13 protein-coding genes and 1 pseudogene are annotated in these 22,012 nt (G+C 27.2%); 4 read left to right on the top strand and 10 right to left on the bottom strand.

Annotated features, from left to right (window positions below):
* The 7 genes from SAM46_RS01495 to nadE form a co-directional block, all read right to left on the bottom strand.
* Positions 1-1,467, bottom strand: a complete 1,467-nt coding sequence (locus SAM46_RS01495) for a DnaB-like helicase C-terminal domain-containing protein (protein ID WP_078747127.1) — start codon at positions 1,465-1,467, stop codon at positions 1-3.
* Positions 1,454-1,915: a 50S ribosomal protein L9 gene (gene rplI / locus SAM46_RS01490; protein ID WP_078747126.1), complete on the bottom strand. Its 462-nt coding sequence runs from the start codon at positions 1,913-1,915 to the stop codon at positions 1,454-1,456. The genes SAM46_RS01495 and rplI overlap by 14 nt, the downstream gene beginning before the upstream one ends.
* Positions 1,896-3,902, bottom strand: a complete 2,007-nt coding sequence (locus SAM46_RS01485; protein ID WP_078747125.1) for a GGDEF domain-containing protein — start codon at positions 3,900-3,902, stop codon at positions 1,896-1,898. Before SAM46_RS01485 ends, rplI begins: the two co-directional genes overlap by 20 nt.
* A gap of 275 nt (positions 3,903-4,177) precedes the next feature.
* A complete protein-coding gene (locus tag SAM46_RS01480; protein WP_143826124.1) occupies positions 4,178-4,612 on the bottom strand; it encodes a hypothetical protein in 435 nt (144 codons plus the stop codon).
* A gap of 628 nt (positions 4,613-5,240) precedes the next feature.
* Positions 5,241-6,428, bottom strand: coding sequence for a ZIP family metal transporter (locus SAM46_RS01475; RefSeq protein ID WP_078747123.1), 1,188 nt, complete (start codon positions 6,426-6,428; stop codon positions 5,241-5,243).
* Positions 6,428-7,156 (bottom strand): YebC/PmpR family DNA-binding transcriptional regulator, encoded by a 729-nt coding sequence (locus tag SAM46_RS01470; protein WP_078747122.1) that lies wholly within the window; start codon positions 7,154-7,156, stop codon positions 6,428-6,430. Before SAM46_RS01470 ends, SAM46_RS01475 begins: the two co-directional genes overlap by 1 nt.
* 14 nt (positions 7,157-7,170) lie before the next feature.
* Positions 7,171-7,962 carry an NAD(+) synthase gene (gene nadE, locus SAM46_RS01465; protein WP_078747121.1) on the bottom strand — a complete coding sequence of 264 codons (792 nt, stop codon included), beginning with the start codon at positions 7,960-7,962 and terminating at the stop codon, positions 7,171-7,173.
* Positions 7,963-8,217: 255 nt separating this feature from the next.
* Between nadE and SAM46_RS01460 the strand changes: the two genes are divergently transcribed.
* The 4 genes and pseudogenes from SAM46_RS01460 to SAM46_RS01445 all read left to right on the top strand — a co-directional run bounded on the left by SAM46_RS01460 (position 8,218) and on the right by SAM46_RS01445 (position 15,707).
* Positions 8,218-8,958, top strand: a complete 741-nt coding sequence (locus SAM46_RS01460) for an MPN527 family putative ECF transporter permease subunit (protein WP_078747120.1) — start codon at positions 8,218-8,220, stop codon at positions 8,956-8,958.
* Between the two features lie 10 nt (positions 8,959-8,968).
* Positions 8,969-11,299 (top strand): class I tRNA ligase family protein, encoded by a 2,331-nt coding sequence (locus SAM46_RS01455; RefSeq protein WP_078747119.1) that lies wholly within the window; start codon positions 8,969-8,971, stop codon positions 11,297-11,299.
* Positions 11,300-12,278: 979 nt separating this feature from the next.
* Positions 12,279-14,159, top strand: a pseudogene (gene lon / locus SAM46_RS01450) (endopeptidase La); the annotation flags it as partial.
* Between the two features lie 3 nt (positions 14,160-14,162).
* A complete protein-coding gene (locus SAM46_RS01445; RefSeq protein ID WP_078747118.1) occupies positions 14,163-15,707 on the top strand; it encodes an amino acid permease in 1,545 nt (514 codons plus the stop codon).
* Between the two features lie 63 nt (positions 15,708-15,770).
* Here SAM46_RS01445 and topA read toward each other — a convergent pair whose 3' ends face one another.
* The 3 genes from topA to SAM46_RS01430 form a co-directional block, all read right to left on the bottom strand.
* Positions 15,771-17,648, bottom strand: coding sequence for a type I DNA topoisomerase (topA, locus tag SAM46_RS01440; RefSeq protein ID WP_078747117.1), 1,878 nt, complete (start codon positions 17,646-17,648; stop codon positions 15,771-15,773).
* 99 nt (positions 17,649-17,747) lie between these two features.
* Positions 17,748-19,031, bottom strand: a complete 1,284-nt coding sequence (locus tag SAM46_RS01435) for an amidohydrolase family protein (protein WP_078747116.1) — start codon at positions 19,029-19,031, stop codon at positions 17,748-17,750.
* A 110-nt stretch (positions 19,032-19,141) separates the two neighbouring features.
* Entirely contained in the window at positions 19,142-21,799 is a 2,658-nt protein-coding gene (locus SAM46_RS01430; protein WP_318635627.1) for a hypothetical protein, read from the bottom strand.
* Positions 21,800-22,012 lie beyond the last annotated feature (213 nt).

Below are 22,012 nucleotides of genomic sequence, written 5' to 3'. Positions count from 1 at the left end.
TTAATAACTGTTCCCTTCTTTTTCATCTGTAAATTTTACATATTTACCAGTGTAGATTAATGTTTCAGAAACAAATGGTTGTCCGTTTCTATTTTTAGCAACAGTAAGTACTACTGGAATATGTTCATTTTTATTAGATTCTTCTTCGGAAATACCTTTTTTAAGAGGTTTTCTACTTAAGAAAAGTACAATATCGGCATCCTGTTCAATTTGTCCTGATTCACGTAAATCACTTAATTGTGGACGCTTGTCTTCTCTATTTTCGACACTACGAGATAGTTGTGATAATGCAATAATAGGAATTTTTAATTCTAAAGCTAATGTTTTTAATGAACGAGATATTGCAGCAACTTCTGTTTGTCTATTTCCGCTAGCATCACCTGATAATAGTTGTAAGTAATCAATAACAACTAAATCAAGTTTGCCTTCTAGATTTTTCATTAAGTGTCTTATTTTAAATATGATTTCAGAAATATTGCTTTTTGGTTCATCATCAAATCAAACAACACTATCTTTTTTCATATTTTCTATAGTATGGAAAAGTTTTAATGCTTCATCTCCGCTATTAATTAATTTGGGGTTTTGAATTTTATAAAGTTCAATTCCGCTTGAAGTTGATAAATATCTACTTGTTAATTCACTAGTTGGCATTTCTAATGAAATAAAAGCAACATTTTTCACTTCATTTTTCATATTAGCTTCATCAACAATATTTTTAGCAATATTTAAAGCTAAAGCAGTTTTTCCTACTCCGGGTCTAGCTGCTAGAATAATTAATTGTCCGGGTTTAAATCCTTTTATATATTTATCAATTGAGTAAAAACCTGTATAAAGATATTTTTGTTCTTCTGCATTATTTTGCAAAATAGAATTAATTCTTTCAGCTAGTTGCATAGCAGCTTCATCCAAAGGAATGAATTCAGAGTTTTTAATTGACATGTTATTGTTTGATAATAAGAAATTTTGTAAGTCTTGAATACTTTTATCTCATAAAATCACTTTATTTTGTCCTAAAGATTTTAAATATTCAGTATAAAATGATTCTAAATTTCTCATTTTTTGTAGGTCAATTAATTTTTCAATGTTATTTACAAAGTTATCTTCATTATAAAATGATGAAGTAATTTTGTTAAGAATAGCTATATTTAAAGCACTATATTCAAATTGTGTATTATGTGTTTCAATTAACTTTTTAACATCATTATAATCAAATGTTATTGTTTTATTATTTGAATTTGATCTGGTTTGTTTTACAAGTTTAAATAATTGTTGATAAGCAATATTATAAAATGCTTGTGGAGTTAAATAATCAAAACCAAGCGATTGTTTATCTAAATCATTAAACATATTACTAAGCACTTCACGTTCAACACTTTCATCGTGAAATAAAGTATCTTTTAGAGGAACTAATTCACCTGAAATATAGTTATATTGTTTTTCTTCGAAAAATCTTTTACTTCTTGACATGTTTTAATGTAATCACAACTCTTATATTTGCTTTAATATCTTTATACAATATAGCTTCGATATCATGTGGCCCTTCTGAAACTAGACGAACTTTGCTTAATGAGTGTTTATCCAGTTTATAACCTCTATTTTGTAATTCTTTTTCAACGTCTTTAGTTGATACTGAACCATGTACATTTAAATTTCCGTTTGCATCTGTATTAGCTTCTAATACATAGCTTAGTTCTATTTTTTCTAATTCATCTTTTAAATGTAAAGCTGATGTTCTTTTTTCATGTTCTTCAGCAACTAAATTATTTAATCTTCTATTTAGTTGATGAAGTGTTTGTTCATTATATGGAACACCAAAACCATTTTTAATCAAATAATTTGATCCATAACCATTTGAAACTTCTACGATTGTATTAGCTTTTCCATCTTTACAATCTTTAATTAATATTACTTTCATCTTGTATCTCTCTTTCACTAGTAATTATTGCATGTCTAATATTATCAACAAATGTTTCTAGATCCTCATCGGAAGTGGCAGCGGCTGTAGAAAAATGCCCTCCACCACCAACTTGTTCACAAATAATTTGCACATTTGTAGCTATACCACGCGCACTAAGCTTATATTTTTTAGTATCTTTTAATTTAGCGACCACAAAACTAGCTTCACGTCCTTTGATTCTAAGTATTTCATTAGCAGCCATTGAGATTACATCATTTGAAACTTCAATATCTGAGTAAGCTAAATAATATCCACTTTTTACTTCTTGTGTATTTTGCAATAATTTTTGAATTTGTTCTTCTGTTTCATCATCTATTTTAAGTAGATTTCCACTCTTAATTACATTTGCACCTTTAGATTCAAGTCAAGCACTTGCTTCAAATGTTCTTGTTGTTACTGATTTTGAAAATTGAGCCGTATCTAAATAAATACCACTTAAAAGTAACTGAGCACATAATTGTGAAATATGTAAGTTGTAATCCATAAATGTCATTATTTCAGTTACTATTTCAGAGGCTGATGAAGCAGTTGTATCAATATAGATATTGGTTAAAGGACAAAAGTCAATACTTTTTCCAACACGATGGTGATCGAAAACAAATATGTTATTTCTAAGTGCATTAATAACTCCATCTTTATTATCTGTACGATTTATATCAGAGTTATCTACAAGTACAACTAAAGTATTCGCATCAGTTATTTTTGTTGCATGAGCTGGTTTTATGAAAATACCTGTATCAAAATCAGATTCAGTCTTTAATTCATTTAAGTATTTTTCTGTTGTTTGGTCAAATGTTATATTACAAATATAAGCATCTTTTCCAAAACTACGAGCTACTTCAACAATTGCATATGATGAACCTAGCGCATCAAGGTCAGCTAAACTATGACCATAAACAATTACTTTCTCAATAGTTTTATCTTGCAATCTCTTAGAAAACTCTAGAGCAACTGCTTTAATTTTGGTTTTATTATTATTTGACATAATTTCACTATTTGATCCAAAGTATACAGCAGGTTGCACATTAGAAAATATTGCAATTTGGTCACCACCACGGTTTTGTGCCTGCACAAGAGCTTTTTTAGCTTGTTCTAATTTTTCTTTTAAAGAACTCCATCCATGTGCAAATCCGACACTAAGTGATAACTTATTAATAGCTGTATCATTTACATTTTGGTGGATATTAGTAAATAATGAAAAATTATCCTTAGACATTTCTTGTAATGATTTTTCATTTGTGATTACAACAAATTTACCATTGGTATATTGACGATAAATTAAATTATATCTTTCCATATATTCTTTAATTGTGTCTATAACGATTTTATTTACGATAAATAATTGTTCTTCAGATAAAATAGATTGATACATTTGATAATTATCTATTTCTATTTCACCAATTACAGGTTTTTGTTCTCAAGCTTCCACCTTGAATAAATGTTCTGATGTTATATCACGAATTACAATTGTATTAGACAATGGCCAAAACTGCGCTTCATAAATGTTTTTATTATTATAAAACTCTAATTTTGTTTGATTTAAATCGACTTCTTTTTGGTAATTATCATCAATCTTTTCAAAAAATTGATTAATTGATCAATTAATGAAGTCTTTATGAAATTTATTTTTAATGAAATTACTTGTTCATACAATATTTTGATCAATATCATAAATTATCAAACCAATATTGTTGTTAGTCATAATCTTTTCTAAAAATCCATTAAAGGACTTGTTAATTAGTTCTCTTGATTTAGCAAAATTATAAATTGCAAAATAAAGCAGCATTATAACAATACCTAGTACTACAAACATTCCAAATATAATCAAAATATTTGTAAATAAATCTGTTTTAATCTTTGTCAATGCTCATATTAATAAAATGAACATTATGATAAATAATGTAATTAATCCAGAATAAATTCAAACTTTCTGTTTCTTGCGCATCAGCTCCCTTTCAATAATTTCTTAAATTATATAATAATTTAAGGCACATATTCAATGAACCCAAAATTTTGTACCTTGAGAAATATTTATAATGTCGATTTCCTTAAAATTTAGTTAAATAATTCTATAAGAATGTAACTACCACATTATAAAATTCAACTCAATTAGAAAAAAACGCACCTAGATTCTAGATGCAGAAAATTACAATAATAAAGTTTATAAACTTTGAGTGCTATGGGATATAACTCCCATTTCTACTTTATCTTTAAATTAATTTAATTTTGTTTACAAACTTTAGTTTTTTTACATTCAATACTTTGCAATATAGCTAATGCTCACATTGAAATTATTAAAATTATTCCAAATGATGCAATTACTGTAGGCAATGAACTAATTGTATTACCATTAGCATAATTAGGTTTAATATATGCCGCTACCAATGCACATAAGATGAAAATATATATTGAATAAATTAATGTAACAAATTGTGATGTATGCATTATTACTTTATTATGGTATTGTTTTAAGAATTCGCTAATTATTAATAACATAATAAGTATTATTCATGAAAAAACAAATCCTGTTGTTAAAAATTCACCAGGTAGCCCTTCAGATGTACCGCCAATAAATGATATGTAACTATAGATTGTTGTTAGTTTTGCATCAGTATTTGTTACATTTGCGATAATAATTTGATTAGGTACAAGCATTAAAATTAAAATTAGAAATGCAAACCCCATCAGTAAATAACCACTATATTTTTTGAGAAATTTCATTCTTTACCTCTAAGCAATATTTAATAATATTACCTAGTTATATTTTACTCTTTTTGGCATCTATATACCATTTTGTGGAAATGTGGAAATATATGTAAAAACATAAATAATTAAATATTTTTTACTAAATTTAGATATTTTCACTAATGCAGTAGATATTAAAATATCTAAATAAATATTTTTAACTGTTAATTTAATTATTATGAGTATACTCCTTCCCGTTATCTTAACCTGTGATTCCAAGTTAAGAATGTCAAAAATATTTTTGTCCCTAGAAAATAGTTAAATTATTGTATAAAAGTGCTCAAATTACACAGAAAAAATAATTCCACTAATATTTAGCGGAGAATTAGATTCATAAATAATAAAAGATACAATTTTTGAAAACTTCAAAATTTCTGTGTAATTATTGATGCTGAAAAGCAAAAAAGCACTATAAAATAGAGCTAAAAGTAGATTTTATCTGGATAACTTGGAAACTCAGGTTTTTTAATTTACACAAAATTAATTATTGTATCGTAAGTATAGTAATTAGCTAATAATACAGTAATAAAAATCCACTCTAGTGTGAGTGGAATGATAGAATTAAAACTCCTATTATTATTCCAATGAATAATGAAACAAGAACGGTAAATCATTGTTTTTTGCTCATATGATTGTGATAGAATTCAGGAATAAATTCAACTATTGCAATAAATAAGAATATACCAGCAATTGCTGAAAACATAATTGCTTTTAATCATCATAATTCATTTATGTATTGGCCAGCATAAGCACCAATTAACATAAATGGCAAGAATAATGATAAACCTAAAAATGATAAAAGTAATGAATTAATACGGCCAAAACCTGCTTCTCTTAATCTGAAATAAAATATTGATTCTTCAGGTATTAAGTGTAGTATTAATGAAACAAAGTATGCTATTGTTAAGTTATTTGTTTGTCCCTCGGTAGCTAATGTTAAGTTGTAACCTAGTAAAATTCCCTCAGGAATACGATGAGTTAATAACAATAACAATGCAATGACTTTCATTTTAGGAGAAGTTTTATTAATAATCGTTTCTTCTGCTTGAGCTAAATTTTCTTCTTGCCCGAAAATATAATCAGGGTGCGCATGAGAATGTGTGTGATTAAGATGTTTATGTTGGTGAATATATTTATCACCACTATATATCACTACATCAGACGATGAAATTTTCTGTTCAGCATTCAATAAACTATCAGTATTATCATTTTTTTTATTAGTATGTGAATAAACCACTAAACTACTATGATCATGATCATGTGAATGATGTTCAACACCATGATCATGCACAAAAACACTTAGTTTTCGATCTTTTTTAAGAACTTTATTTATACGGTATGTAATTACAAATTTTAAAGCAAATGAAAATAGTAATCCAAAAATTAATCCAGAAACTACAGTTCCTATATTAATTCCATAAATAATACTTTTGTTTCGATCTCCGAAGTGAGCAGCTGCTCCATGTGAAGATTGTTCTATACTTTCTCTTAAAAATCCAAACATTGCAAGTGCAATGAAAAATCCGGTTGAAAAAGCATATAGGTAAAATGTAAAATTTTTAAATCTTTTATCTTTAAGTCGATGGAATAAAGGCAAAATTAGTGATAGCAAAGTAGGTACTGCTAACAAACATAATAAAGCAATTAATATAATTATAAAAGTTGCTAGCGAAGCTGAACTACCGGGTAAATTTGCTAAATATTCATAAAAATTATTTAATGACATTATTCCTTGATATCGATATTATGGTAAACGTCTTGAACATCATCATCATCTTTTAATTTTTCAACAAATTCAAGAAGTTTAGCTTCTTTTTCTGCATCGTATTCTACATACATATTTGGTAAATATGTAACTTCACATTGGATATATTCATTAATACCAAGTGATGATTCTAGAGCTGATTTTAAATCTGAGAAGTTTTCTGGTGCTGTAGTTAATACAAATGAATCTTCAGCAACTTCAACATCATCTGCTCCATTTTCTAAAGCAACTAACATAATGTCATCTTCTGATACATATTGTTTAGAAACTTCAATAATCCCTTTTTTATCGAAAGCAAATGGAATTTGTCCAGTTTTACCAAGTGTAGCATTTTGCTTATTAAAGTATGATTGAATATTTGATTTAACTCTATTTAAATTATCAGATAATGTAACAACTATAAATGTTGCTCCACCACTTACTGTTGCATTAAAAACTGTTTCAACAAATGTGTTAGCATTTTTGTCTCCTGCGGCTTTTTTAATTGCTCTTTCAATGTTATCTTTTGGCATGTTTTTAGCTTTTGCTTTAGCAATTGCTAACTTTAATGCTGGGTTTGTGTCAGGATCTGGTCCTTTTTGTGCTGCAACGAAGATTTCTTTTGATAATTTTTGAAAAACTTTTCCTCTTGCTGCATCTTGTGCCCCTTTACGGTGCATAATATTGGCTGCGTGTGAATGTCCTGCCATAATATCTCCTTTAGTTATTTAATTTCAGATGGCTTATATATTGCGTCTCTCTTATGTTGAGAAATTGCATGCTTATGTTGAATTTTATCAACTGTATCTTTTGATAAAACTTTTGATATCAACTCTTTATTATCAAGATTATCTAAGTAAAAATCAAGTTGTTGATATGAAAATCCAAGTTCGCTTTCATCTGTTTGGTTTTCTCATAAACCAGCAGATGGAGCTTTATTGATAATTTCATTTGGTACATTTAACAATGAAGCTAAAAATCTAACCTCACCTTTGGTTAATCGTGAAATTGGAAGCAAATCAACTCCACCATCGCCATATTTAGTAAAGTATCCAATATATGTTTCGTCTAGATTATCAGTTCCAAGCACTAAAGCATTTTTATCTTGTGCTTTTGCATATAATGTTGTCATTCGTAATCTAGGCTTAATATTTGCTATTGCTAAAGGATTTGAAACATTTACAGCATTATAAATTGAATTAAATGTTTCAGATAAATCAACTACTTCAAATTTATCATCAAATGTTTCTTCTAATTTAGCAATATGTCCTAAATCTTCTTGTAACATTTTACCAACAGGCATGACAATACCAAAGGTTTGACTTGGACGAATATTTTTAGCTATAGCATATACTAAAGCTGAATCAATTCCTCCCGAAATACCTACAACAAAGGCATTTGCATTAGCTTTTTCTAAATATTCAAGTAAGAAGTTTTTAATCACTTCTAAATAATCTAGAGCAGCTTGTTTATCATAAATCGGTCTATTGTTTTGATAACTTGTGATTTTGCTCATAATAACCTCTTTAATTAGCTTGATAAATATCTAAAATTTTACTAAAAATTTTACATTTATGCTTGCTATTAATTTATATCACAATTTTACTAATTTATATTACTTAATAGTAATTTATTAAATTTACTATGATTTTATTAAAAAGTTAAAAATTTCAATATTTTACATATAAAAACTAATTTTTTATTTTTAAACTCTCATATATGTAATTTAAATATATAATATAATTTACTTAAATATTATCGAAGAGTAAATATGAAAAATATTACAAGCAATTTAGTAAATGATCAATATGAAAGAAACATTTTTAGATGAAAAAGCAATCTTATTCCATCGTTTAAGATTGCTTTTTCAGGTTTAATGCTTGCTATTTCCATATTACTATCAATAATTGGATCAGTAATGAAATTTAATAGTTTTTTATCATTTAATCTATCCTTAGTTCCTATATTTATTACATTTATGTATATTGGATTACAATATGCTTTAATAATATCTGTTTCTAGATTCTTATTAGTTCCAGTAATCTCAAGTACTATTCCAACATTAAGTGCCGGTATTCCTTATGAATATTTAGGGAATTTTATTGTCTTAGTTAGTCATTTGTTCATTTTAATAATTTTTTATTTAATATATTGAGTGTTAAATTTATTTTATAAACAAAATATCTTGGCGAAAATATCGATTTCTATGATTATTACATTAATAAGTGTTTCTGTAATTATGCCACTACTAAATACTTTTATTTTTAATGTTATATATTTTTGAATGTTAAATATGACAGAATTTTCATTATTAGATGTAATTGAAAAATACGATTCTTCATTTAAGGCGTTTTTCTTTTTTATACCTAATTATTTTGTTGGTTCTTTTACACTTTATTTTATTTTTAATTTAACAAACATATTAATAAATTTCATTATAATTTATATATTTATTATATGAGAGACAAAGGCTAATTTTATTTATAAAATTAGAAAATCGAATTATTATTAAAGGAGTATGAATGGATAAATTTGATTTCAAACTTATAGACAAAAAGTGACAACAAATTTGAATGGATGAAAACTACTTTGAACCTAAAGAAGATTTTGCTCTACCAAAAAAATATATTTTAAGTATGTTTCCGTATCCTAGTGGAAAGCTTCATATGGGACATGTGAGAAATTATTCAATTGGTGATGCCATAGCTAGATACTATCGTCGTAAAGGATATAATGTCTTACACCCATTTGGATGAGATGCATTTGGATTACCTGCTGAGAATGCAGCTATTAAACACGGAATTCATCCAAGAAAATGAACATATGAAAATATTGAATCAATGGATAATGAAATTCAAAAATTAGGTATTTCATTTGCATGGAATTATGAATGCATTACAGCTGATTACGATTACACTAAATGAGAACAATACATCTTCATTAAACTTTGAGAAAAAGGTCTAATTTACAAAAAGAAATCACAATTAAACTGATGTGAAAACGATAATACTGTTTTAGCTAATGAACAAGTGATTGATAATAAATGCTGAAGATGTGATGGAGAAGTTGTCCAAAAAGAAATGGATACTTATTATTTAAAAATCACAGCTTATGCAGACGAATTATTAAGAGATTTAAAAACTCTTGAAGGACATTGACCACAACAAGTTTTAACAATGCAAAAAAACTGAATTGGTCGTAGTGAAGAATATAAGGTTGAATTTAGTTTAAACACAAATCCATATTCAAATGAAGCGATGTTGAATGTATATGAATCAAATGTTAATGTAATTTCAAACATTGATTATATTACGGTATCTAATAAACATCCGTTAGTTGAACAACTAAAAAACGAAAACTTTTTTACAGACGAACAACTTAATTTACTTGAAGAAATCAATTTAAATTTTGTTAAGAAAGATTTTTCAAAGAAAATTTATATCAATACTCCATTTACTGTTATTAATCCATTTAATAATCAAGAAGTTTCTGTATTTATTTCAGACTTTGCTTCAAATAATCCGAATAAAGAAGCTATTATTGTTTCTGCTACAAATGAAACACAAAAATCTTATATGGATTTTAATAATTTACCATATAGCTTTATTATTAATGATGATATTGATGTTTCATTATTAACTAAAGAAATTAAATATAACTTAAGAGATTGAGGGATATCTCGCCAAAGATACTGAGGAACACCAATTCCTTTAGTAAATTGTGATAAATGTGGAACTCATCCAGTTTCATTAAATACTTTACCAGTCTTATTACCAGAAAAAGTTGCTTTTACAGGACAAGGAAATCCATTAAGCACAAATGAAGACTGAAGATTAATTAAATGTCCTAATTGTGGACAATATGCACAACGCGAAACTGATACTTTAGACACATTCTTTGAATCTAGTTGATATTTTTTAAGATACACTACCCCAACTTATTTAAGAGAAGAATATGCAATTGAACCAAATCATTTAGCTTATTGGAATTCAGTAGATGAATATATCGGTGGAATTGAACATGCTATTTTGCACTTACTTTATGCTAGATTTTTCACTAAAGCTTTAGCCGATGTTGGATTAGTTACATTTAGAGAACCATTTAAAAACTTAATTACTCAAGGTATGGTGCTAAAAGATGGTGCTAAAATGTCAAAATCAAAAGGCAATGTAGTGGAACCTGGCGAAATGATAGAGAAATATGGTGCTGATACTTCAAGATTATTTATTCTTTTTGCAGCACCTCCTCAAAAAGAACTTGAATGAAGTGATTCAGGCATAGTGGGATGTTTTAAATTTATCAACCGTTTGTATGAACGCTCAAAAGAAATAGATATAAATTCCAACTATAAAACTATTGATGCTGATGCTTTAAGCAATCAAGAAAAGTTAGCTAGATTTAAGTTATATACTGGTATGCAAAAACAAATTGTCACTTTTGAAGACAGAAGTAATAATTATGCTTTTAATACATTAGTTTCTTGAACGATGGAAACTTTAAATGAATATGATAATATAACTCGAAGTGATTTAATTACAGAAATGTTTTATATATTATTAAACATTTTAGAACCATTTATACCTCACTTTGCATGAGAATTATCAAATAAATATTTCAATCTTGAAAACTTAAAAGATTTTTATATCGATACTAAAGCTCTAGAGCTTGATTATGTTACATATGGTATTACTATTAATGGAAAAGTTCGTGGTGAACTTCAAATATTTAAATCGGCAAATAAAGATGAAGTATTAGCACAAGCAAAAGAAATAGTTGCGAAATGAATAGAAAATAAAGAGATTATTAAAGAGATATTTGTTCCTGGCAAAATAATTAATTTAGTAATCAAATAAGGAGAAAAAAATGCCTAAAAAAACAACCAAGAAAACAGAGAATCTTGAACAACAAGAATTAAATAATGGATTAGTTATAACAAATACAGAAGATTTAATAGATCTTTTTGAAGCAAATAATGCATTTGATGCAGCTTTAGACTCACTATATCAAAATGTTAGCGGTTCTAAATCGCTTAAGAAATTTATAATGAAAAAATTTGCTCTTGTATTAGATGCTAGTGAAATTTGTTTTCCAGCTGGATTTGGTGTAATAGAAGCATCAAGTGATGATAAACAATTTGCTACATTATACGATTTCTTTAATCAGCCAAATATCAATATTAGCGATAGCAAAAACCGTTTAGTACTAATTTATAACTTTAATAAATTCAATATCGCAGACCCCGAAGATACAAGAGATAAATTTGGATTATTGGTTCAACCTCTTGAAATCGAAAAAGATACTAAAACCAATACAATTAAATTCACTTTTAAATCATTAAATGTATTTAAACAGTTATATTATTCTGAAATTGATGAAGTTCGTATTGATGATGGATTATTAGTTACTCCTAAAATGATTGCATTTGGAAACTTACTTGAAGGGTTTGGGGAAGATTGAAAACAATTTATGCAAACTGATATGGATATTAAAGTAATGCAAGGATTCCTTGATACAATTACTAATATTTCAAATACAGGGCTTCCTTTTGCTATGGACCAAGAAGATCCAAATATTGTTGCATTAGATAAAAATATAATTCCATTTAAATTCAAACGTGGTTCAAAAGCTAAAAGATATACATTCTCTGAAATTCAAAAATTATTTGATAAATACGAAGATAAGAGAAAGAGCAAAACATCTGGTTCATATATTTATGATAAATTATGTACAGTACTTAACTTCTTAGACCCAAATGAATTTATGATTAAATACGATTCATTAGGTCAAAATGATTTATTTGATGGTGGAATGACACCAATTCAAGCTTTAATTAATCAAGTAACTGAAATCATTGCTATGGAAATGCAAGTAGCTTCAAATGTTAATGAAAAACTTTCTAAGAAATTAAATCGTCAACAACAAGAATTTATAGCTAGAGAAAAAATTAAACAATTACAAGATTTTCTTGAAGAAATGGGTGCTCCAGCAGAAGAAGATGAATACACAAAAATAATTAAAGATCCAAAATTAAAAGATATTTATCCTGAATCAGTTATTAAATTAATCGCCGAAGAAGAAAAACGTTCATCTGAAATGATGCCCGCATCACCTGAAGCTGCTATTTCTAAAAATTATGTATCTACTTTAAAGAAATTACCTTGAAGAAAAGTGCAAAAAGAATTATTAGATATTTCTCATGTAAAAGATACTTTAGACCAATACCATTATGGTCTAGAAGAAATTAAAGAAAGAATTTTGGAATATTTAGCTGTCTTGATTAATGTTAGAAATCAAAATAAAGATAAAGATGAATATACAAAAATTGATGATGAAACTTTAATCGATCACAATTTATTCCAAGAGACTGGAAAAAGTCTTCAAGACAAATATAACAATGTTCCAATCCTTACTTTAGTAGGTCCTCCTGGAACTGGAAAAACATCACTTTCTAAAGCTATTGCAGAAGCTCTTAATAGAAGATTTTTAAAAATCTCTCTAGGTGGTGTACATGATGAAAGTGAAATCAGAGGTCACAGAAGAACTTATGTTGGCGCTATGCCTGGAAAAATTATTAAAGGTATAACTAAAACTGGTGTATCTAACCCTGTTATTTTACTTGATGAAATTGATAAAATGGCTTCAGATTTCAAAGGCGATCCAGCTAGTGCTATGTTAGAGGTTTTAGATCCAGAACAAAATACTAAATTCCAAGATCACTATCTTGAACATGAATATGATTTATCAAAATGTATTTTTATTGCAACAGCAAATTACTTTGATAATATACCACCTGCTCTTGTAGATAGAGTTGAAATTATTGAATTATCAGCTTATACATTAAATGAAAAAGTAAACATAGCTAAGAAATATCTAATGCCTAAAGTTGTTGAACAAGCTGGATTAGATGCAGAAATGTTTATTATCGATGATGAGACTTTAGCTTATATTATTAAACACTATACACAAGAAGCTGGAGTGCGTGGATTAAAACGTATTCTTGATAAAATTGCTCGTAAAATTGTTTTAAAGAAATTAAACGATGAAGCATTAATGTCTTATGAAGTAAAAATTTCAGAATTAGAAAATTTACTGGGTGTTATTAAATTTAAAGATGAAGAAAAAGAAGAAGATTTAACTCCTGGTACAGTTACTGGATTAGCTTACACATCATTTGGAGGCTCAACTCTTCCTATTGAAGTTACAACATACCAAGGAAAATCTGAAATTAAATTAACCGGTTCATTAAAAGAAGTTATGCAAGAATCAGCACAAATTGCTTTAACTTATGTTAGAGCTAATGCGGATAGATTTGGAATTAAAGATTTTGATTTCGAATCTAACACCATTCATATTCACGTACCTGAAGGAGCTGTACCAAAAGACGGTCCTTCTGCTGGTGTTACTTTCACAACCGCTATCATTTCAGCACTGTCTCATAGAGCTGTATCAAACGAAATTGGTATGACTGGAGAAATTACATTAAGAGGCAAAGTGCTTGAAATTGGTGGATTAAAAGAAAAATCATTTGCCGCCGCTTCTAAAGGATTAAAACGTATTTTCATTCCTGCTGGAAATGTAAAAAACCTTAAAGATGTTCCGCTTGAAATTAAAGAAAAATTAGAATATATTCCAGTAAAAAATTATGATGAAATATATTCAGTAATTTTTGAGAATAAATCTCCAAAAGAATCATTAACATTTAAGGATAAGTAATCTATGCAAAAGCAGTTTACTGAAAAAAGTTTTACATTTTTTACAATTAACTTTGTTATAGGTGTTGGCTTTATTACTACAGTTTCAACTGTTTTACAAATCTCATATTGAGGATACCTAGTTTTATTATTAGCTGGGTTCTGTGTATTTGGTGTAGCTTTAGTTTATTCAAGACTAGCTAACACCTATAACGACCATTATGGCGGTTCTTATTCATTCGCACGTCATTTAGATGATGATGTTGCAAATAATCGTGCAATTAGGTCAAAAAATAAATGATTAGATAATTTAGTCTTTTTCGTTGGTTGAAATCAATTCATCCAATCTCCATTATTAGCAGCTATTGCTCCATTATTTTTAGCTGATGCAGTTGAAATAGTTATTCCACACGATTACGAATATCGTACTTTAATTATATGAATTACTCGTGTGGTTTCTATTTTGTTTTTCATCGGAATAGTTGCTTTATCTACTATTGGGTTAAAAACTAATAAAAAAATAATAGCTCTTTCATCACTAGGAAAATGATTTATCCTAGTTTTAGCTATTATTTTAATGATAATTGCTATAGCACAAAATGGAACTTTACCACATCTTAATATTGATAAAGATCCTAAATTTAATACTATTCAACCCAAATTAATTATTTCTAATACATTACTCTTCATGTACGCTTTCTCAGGAATTGAAGATGTATCTTCAATGGTAAAGGATGTAAAGTTTAAAAATTTTAGAAAAATTTTACTAATTTCATTTGCATGTATATTTACATTCTATTTAATATTTTTTACATTCTTTTTATTTTTACCTGAAGAACTAAAAATACTATTAGTAAATAGTGCTAATTTGTCAACCATTTATTCTTATTCATTAGGACTATCAGGAGTCATATTATTTATCATTGGATTTTTATCTAATGACTTAAGCTTTAAATTGTTCCAGAGTGTTACAACTGCTAGAAGAGTTGTTCCACTTGCTGAAGATACATATTTTCCAAAATCACTTGCTAAAAGAAATAAAAATGGTGAATTTAAAAATGCTATTGTATTTTCAACTGTTGTAATTCTAGTTTCGATGGTTGTTCTATGAATCATTCCTTCTTTTATGGATGAACAAGGAAGTAAGGAATTCTTTGATGGAACAATTATTGGAACTACAACAGCATTATTTATCGAGGATATAATCACATTAAATATGGCTTTTGCTTTAGAAAAGAAAAAGCGAATTCCGAAAATACCTTGACTAGAAAAAATTGTATATATCGTTACTATGATAGCTATATTTTTCTTATTAATGTTATTTTATACTCCTTGAGTAATCAGTGATTCATGAGGCATAAAAAATACTGTAGCTTTAGTATCCTATTTAGCTTTTGTAGGATTTGGATTCTTACTTAAGAAATGATATCAATATAACATTTCACCTAAGATAAGAACAAAAACCTTATTTAGATCACAAATGTATAATCCTAAACCGCAAAAAAATGCTAAAAAAATATATTCACACAAACACACACGAAAACACTATCATTGAAACAATCATCATTAATGCATTGTCCCTATTATAGGGACAATTTTTTTACAAAAAAATGAGCTATACTAGCTCATTGGATTAATCACCTTCAGGTGTAGGAACAAACACATCTTTTAATTCTTCTTCGACATCATCCGAACTTTCCTCTGGTAAGCTTGCTGTATACTTACATTTAGGGAAATTTTTACATGCTACAAATGGTTGATTTTTCTTATTATATCTTTGCACCAATATTCCACCATCTTCTGGACATGGTTCTGGAAATTCTTTTAATTCAAATTTATAAGTATCAATTTTTTCATCCGCTTGAGCATATTCAACTTCAAATTTATCTCAGAATGATTGCATAACTTCATTTTTTGATAATTGATCTTCAGCAATTGAATCAAGTTCTAATTCAACTTTAGCTGTGTAATCTTCATTTATAATATTAGGGAATGCTTTAATAAGGTTCTTAAGTAATATTTCGCCAAATTCAGTTGGAACTAAAGCTCCACTTTCTTTAACTGCAAAATTTCTATCTTTAACAATTTTTACGGTTGAAGCAAATGTTGAAGGACGACCTACTTTGATATTATCTAATGCTTCAATTAAAGAACCATCATTATATCTTGGTGTAGGTTTAGTTTCATGATCTTGGAAGATAAATTCTTCAACAGGTACTATTTCATTTATTTTGTAACCAGGGTTTTGTTCTTCAAGTTCTTTTCCAGTTACAACATAGTATCCATCGAATTTAATTCTTGAATATGAATTTCTAAAAGTATAATCACCATTTTGGTATGTGTATGCTGTAATTTCTCTAACAGGTTGTTTAATTAAAGCTTGTAATGTATTATCGTAAATCATTTTATAAATTTTATATTCTGATTCAGATAAATTGTAAAGAGCTTTAGCGTGTTCAGGAGTTAATTCTACATCAGTAGGTCTAATTGCTTCATGGGCATCTTGATCACCGCTAAATCCTTTGATTTCAGATGCTACATAATCTTTTCCTCATTTATTTTCAATGTAAGCATGTGCTTTATTAATAAAATCTTGTGATAAACGGGTAGAATCAGTTCTTGGGTATGAAATTAGCCCACCATCTCCAAATCCTTCATATAATTTTTGCAATACATATTGAGTAGATTGAGATGATAATGGCGAACGACGATAAATGACAGCTTGTTTAAATGGTTGCATAGCTTGCATTTTACGTTCGCTAGTTTTAATATTACTTACTACTAATTCATTTTTAGCTGTAGCAAAGTATTTTTTAAAATCATCTAATTGATTTTCAAGAATTCAATCTTTTCTATCACCTGTTATATTATCGTTAAAATAATATGCTAATACTTCATTATTTTTAAGCTTAGCTCCTAGAGTTGCATATTTTTCGGGCACAAAGGCTCTAATTTCATTTTCTCTGTCAACAATTAATTTTAGAGCAATACTTTGTACACGACCTGCTGTTGGAGTTCCTGGCGCTTGTTTTAATTTAGTTCTCATTAATTTAGATAATCTAAACCCAATGATTCTGTCAAGCATTCTACGAGCTTTTTGAGCATCAATTAAACTAAAATCTAGTTCTTGTGGCTTAGTTAAAGATTTTAAAATTGCTTCTTTAGTAATTTCATTATATTTAATACGAGAATATCTATCTTGTACCTTTAGATAATAAACCAAATGAGCTCCAATAGCCTCTCCTTCACGGTCAGGGTCAGTTGCAATAAAAATCTTATCAGCATTTTTAACAGCAGTTTTTAACTGTGCTATAACATTTTTCTTGCTTGGATCTGCAACATATTCTGGTTCTCAAGTTTCCATATCAATTCCAAAACCATATTGCCCAGTGGTTTTCATTTTTAAAATATGACCAACACTAGCTATAACTTCATAATCTGAGCCAACATATTTTTGGATGGTACCTACTTTATTAGGTGACTCAACGATTATTAAATTCTTTTTACTCATAAATAAACCTCATATCTATTTTGTAATCTTTATACCGCAATAGTATATATTAATTATTTGCATTAATGAAAAATTTTTAAGAAAAAACATCATATGATGTTATTCCTTATTTGTTATTTTATTATATATGTAATTAGCCATATTTATAACACTTTGTTTATCAGCTAATTTAAATTCATGATATTGGTATAAAATTTCACCATTTATCATTGTCATCATAACATCAGAACCAGATGTTGAATATACTAAGGAATCAATAATATTAGCTCTTGGGGTATGATTTAAGTTATTTAAATTAACCATAATTAAATCCGCTAAATATCCTGCTTTAATTTTACCTAATTCATTTTCTCTATGTAAAGCTTTGGCTCCATTTACTGTAGCCATTTTCAAAGTATCTCATGCATTTAGCATATCAGGTTGTCCAAATACACCTTTTTGTAATAATGAAGCAAATTTCATTTCTTCAAACATATCTAAATTATTATTTGAAGCCGCTCCATCAGTTCCTAAAGTAACATTAATACCTTTGCTTAGTAATTTATGTACTTCCATAATTCCTGAAGAAAGCTTTAAATTAGAACAAGGATTATGAGCTAGTGAACATCCAACTTCTTGTATTAATTTAATTTCTTCATCATTTAAATGTACTGCATGAGCTACAATAGTTTTTGATGTTAAATTACCAGTTTTATAAGCTTCTAGTAATGGTGTAGTGTTATATTTTTCCATAGAATTATTTACTTCATTTCACGATTCATTTAGATGTATTGTTTCTAACGATCCTAATTCTTTAGCTAATTTACCTGCTTGAATTAAATCACTTTCATCATTAGTGTAAACTGCATGCGGTGCAACGATGATATTAATTAAATCATCATTTTTATAGTAATTAAATAATTCTTTAGTTTGACTTAAATTTCTTTCTAAAGAATCTTTAGTTATACCAATTCCTAAATAAGCACGCATTTTTAATTCTTTAGTTGCTTTAGCTATTTCTTCAACATGGAAATACATATCAACAAATGTTGTTGTTCCAGTCGAAATCATTTCTAAAATTCCTAATCTAGTACCATGATAAATATCTTTAGCACTTAATTTTGTTTCTACTGGAAAAATATGTTTATATAGCCAATCTTCCAAATTTACATCATTAGCATGATTACGAAGTAATACCATAGGTATATGTGAATGAGTGTTAATTAATCCAGGCATTATTACATTTTGTCTTGCATCTATTATTTGGTCTGCAATAAAATTGTGATCAATATCAGTTGAAACAGCACTAATGTGTTTATCAATAATGTAAACATTAGCATTGTATAAAATTCTTTCACTATCATCCATTGTTACAACTGTTGCATGTTTAATTCAAATTTTCATATTTTATACTCCTTATATGTGGATAAATTATATTATTTTGGATTTAAGTATCTAAACTTTTATTAGTTTATTTTTGAATAAAACACATGCTAAATGCATGTGAAATATTTTTAATTCTTTTTGCCTTTTATTTTTATTCTTTCTTTGACAGCAGGAATTTGGTCTCTGTAAGAATGTGTCATTTTACCGTTTTTAAATGCTTTTTGAGTTAATATTGATGAATCATAAATAATTGCAACTTGTTCTTTTTGATTAGCAATTTGTGGATATTTCTTCGGATCTCAATTAGATTGTTCTTGAGTTTGTAAAATCATTTTTCATTTTGTACCTTTTTGATTATCTCTATTTAATTCATCTAAAATATATTGAACTTGTTGAGCATTTCCATCATTAATTTCTGTTAATCCAACTATATCAAATCCACCAGCTTTTATAATTTTTGCGATTGAAACTACTTTAAATTCATTAGTTTCTTTAATTCCACCTTTAGTTCCATAATTTAGAATATTTCAATGAGCGACTCTTAATGATTTATTTCCTTTAGCATAATTTGTAATTGCTGGATTTGATTTAAACTTATCATTGTTTACTTCGACATCAAAGAATACTGGGGCATGATCACTAACTCTATTTCTGATTGCTCATGGTATTGTTTCAGAAGATGGCCAACCAACTAATTGCTTATCTGATTCTTTTAAAATGCCATCATTAAATGCTCTTAAGATATCTATTTTAAATTGAATTTCAGGATTAGTAGCTTGTGTTAATCCTTTTAGTGCATCCATATTTTGGTTCTTGAAAAACATTTTATCATATGGATTAACATATGGATTAGTTGTTCCAATTGATGTTAAATATCTTTTATCTTCTAAATTGCTTATAACAGGTTTATAAGCAGATTTGAATGCATCTTGTAAATAGAAGTTTTCAGTTTCTATATTAGTATCACCACCATAAATTAAGAATGCATTGTCTTCAGATAATTCCTTAAATTTATTCATCATATTTGGAATTGCTAAGAATTCGGATAATTCTTGATTACCAATTTTTTTCTGTACAATAGGGAAGTCTTTTGGTGATACTATTTGTTCACCTGTAACAGTTTTTCTTGCGCCCGGCGAGTCTAAATGAGAAAATACTGTAGTAATATTTGCATTATTATCAATATTTAAATGGAATTGAGCACCAAATGGTGGTCTAACATATACTGTTTTAATATTTGACTTAATTACATACTCATTATTAGCAAAATTAATATTAGGAGCTTCTATTTCGTTTGGTTTAACGAACGTTTTTTCACTACCTGCACTAGGTTTTCCTGGTTTACTTGGTTTATTAGGTTTGTCTTGTTGCTTTTCGTTACCCAGTTTATCAACTACTTCTGGTTCTTTATCTTGAATATTTTCATATTTATATGATGATAAATCAACCTTTTGTAAAACATCTTTATCAGATTTTTTATCATAAGCAAAAATAGTAAATATTCCGTTTTTAGGACTAAATGTACCTGTTAAAACTCTATTTCTTGAATTTTTAGTAGATCTTTCTTTATTTATGAATAAATCATATGTTTCACTATTATATGTAGCTAAAAAGTTATTTTTGTTGTTTATCTTAATAAATATTTTAGATGACGATGGTTGTGCAGATAAATCTAACTCAAAAATATCTGTCATTTCATCTGTATATTCTTCTATTTGATAGCTAGATAAAATAGCTTTAACAATATTTTTGTAAATATCTAATGTTTTTTCATCATCTAGATCTTTTAATATTTCTTCAGAAATATATGCATTGTATTTATTTAGAATTTCAGTAGCATAAGTAGATATTTTATTTAATAAAGCTTCAATTTTAGTATTTACTTCATCTAATTGAATTAATTTAGCAGTCTGTACGTTAGCTTCATCTATTGGAATTAACTCTTGATCAATATTATATAAATAATCATTAGTATCAAGCATATTTAGATTATCTATTTCACTGTACTTATCTCTTATTAATTTAATAGCATTTTTATTAATTTGTATAAATTCAGTTTTTAAACCTTTGAGCTGTTTGATTATGGTATCTAATGATATTTCAAGATTATTTAAAATACTTGTATCAGTAATTTTGTTATCTTTTCTTAATTTATTTAGTTCATATAATTTTGTAGCTTCTATAGAAATTGTGCTTAGTTTCTTACTAATAATTGAATTTTTAATTGAACCATTAGAATTTAATAGTTCTCTAATAGTGTGTATTAAAGCACGATTTCTTTTGAACTTTTTAATATTATGTTTATATTTTTCAACTCTTTCTTTGAAGTTTTTAAATTTCTTATGTTTTTCTCTTAAGAATTCAATATTTTGACTTTCATTATTTTCAATCTCATCTTGATTCAATTCTTTTTCAAGATTATCAATATAAAATTTTTCTTCAGAAACTTCTTCTTTTTCAATATCTTCTAAATCAACTCTAATACTTGTAAGAATTGCTTTATTTTCTTTAATAAGAGTTATTTTATTACTATTTTCTACTGGATTTTCTACTGGATTTTCTACTGGATTTTCTACTGGATTTTCTACTGGATTTTCTACTGGATTTTCTACTGGATTTTCTACTGGATTTTCTACTGGATTTTCTACTGGATTTTCTACTGGCGGGGTTGGTTTTACTTCTAAATCACTCTTATTCCCTTCATTACCACAAGAAGCTGCTATTACTGGTAATGTTAAAATAGATAAACTTGATAAGGGTAAAATGATGGCTTTTATTTTTTTCATATTGAATTATGTTCCTTAAATTAATTTGCTTATATTATTAATTATATTTTTTTATTTATAAATTAAGCATATAATGTTCCGATATGAAAAACTTCCACATTTTGTGGAAGCAATCTATATCATTGTATTTATTAATAAATCATATATAGATTAATAACATTAATCAATATTTAAATACTAATTAATTAAAGTTTATTTCTTTTAAATTTAGAA

Origin of the sequence: Mycoplasmopsis verecunda, assembly GCF_033546915.1 — a bacterium.
Lineage (GTDB): Bacteria > Bacillota_I > Bacilli_A > Mycoplasmatales > Metamycoplasmataceae > Mycoplasmopsis > Mycoplasmopsis verecunda.
The sequence above is the reverse complement of the archived record's forward strand: the minus strand, read 5'-3'. Positions and strand labels throughout refer to the sequence as shown.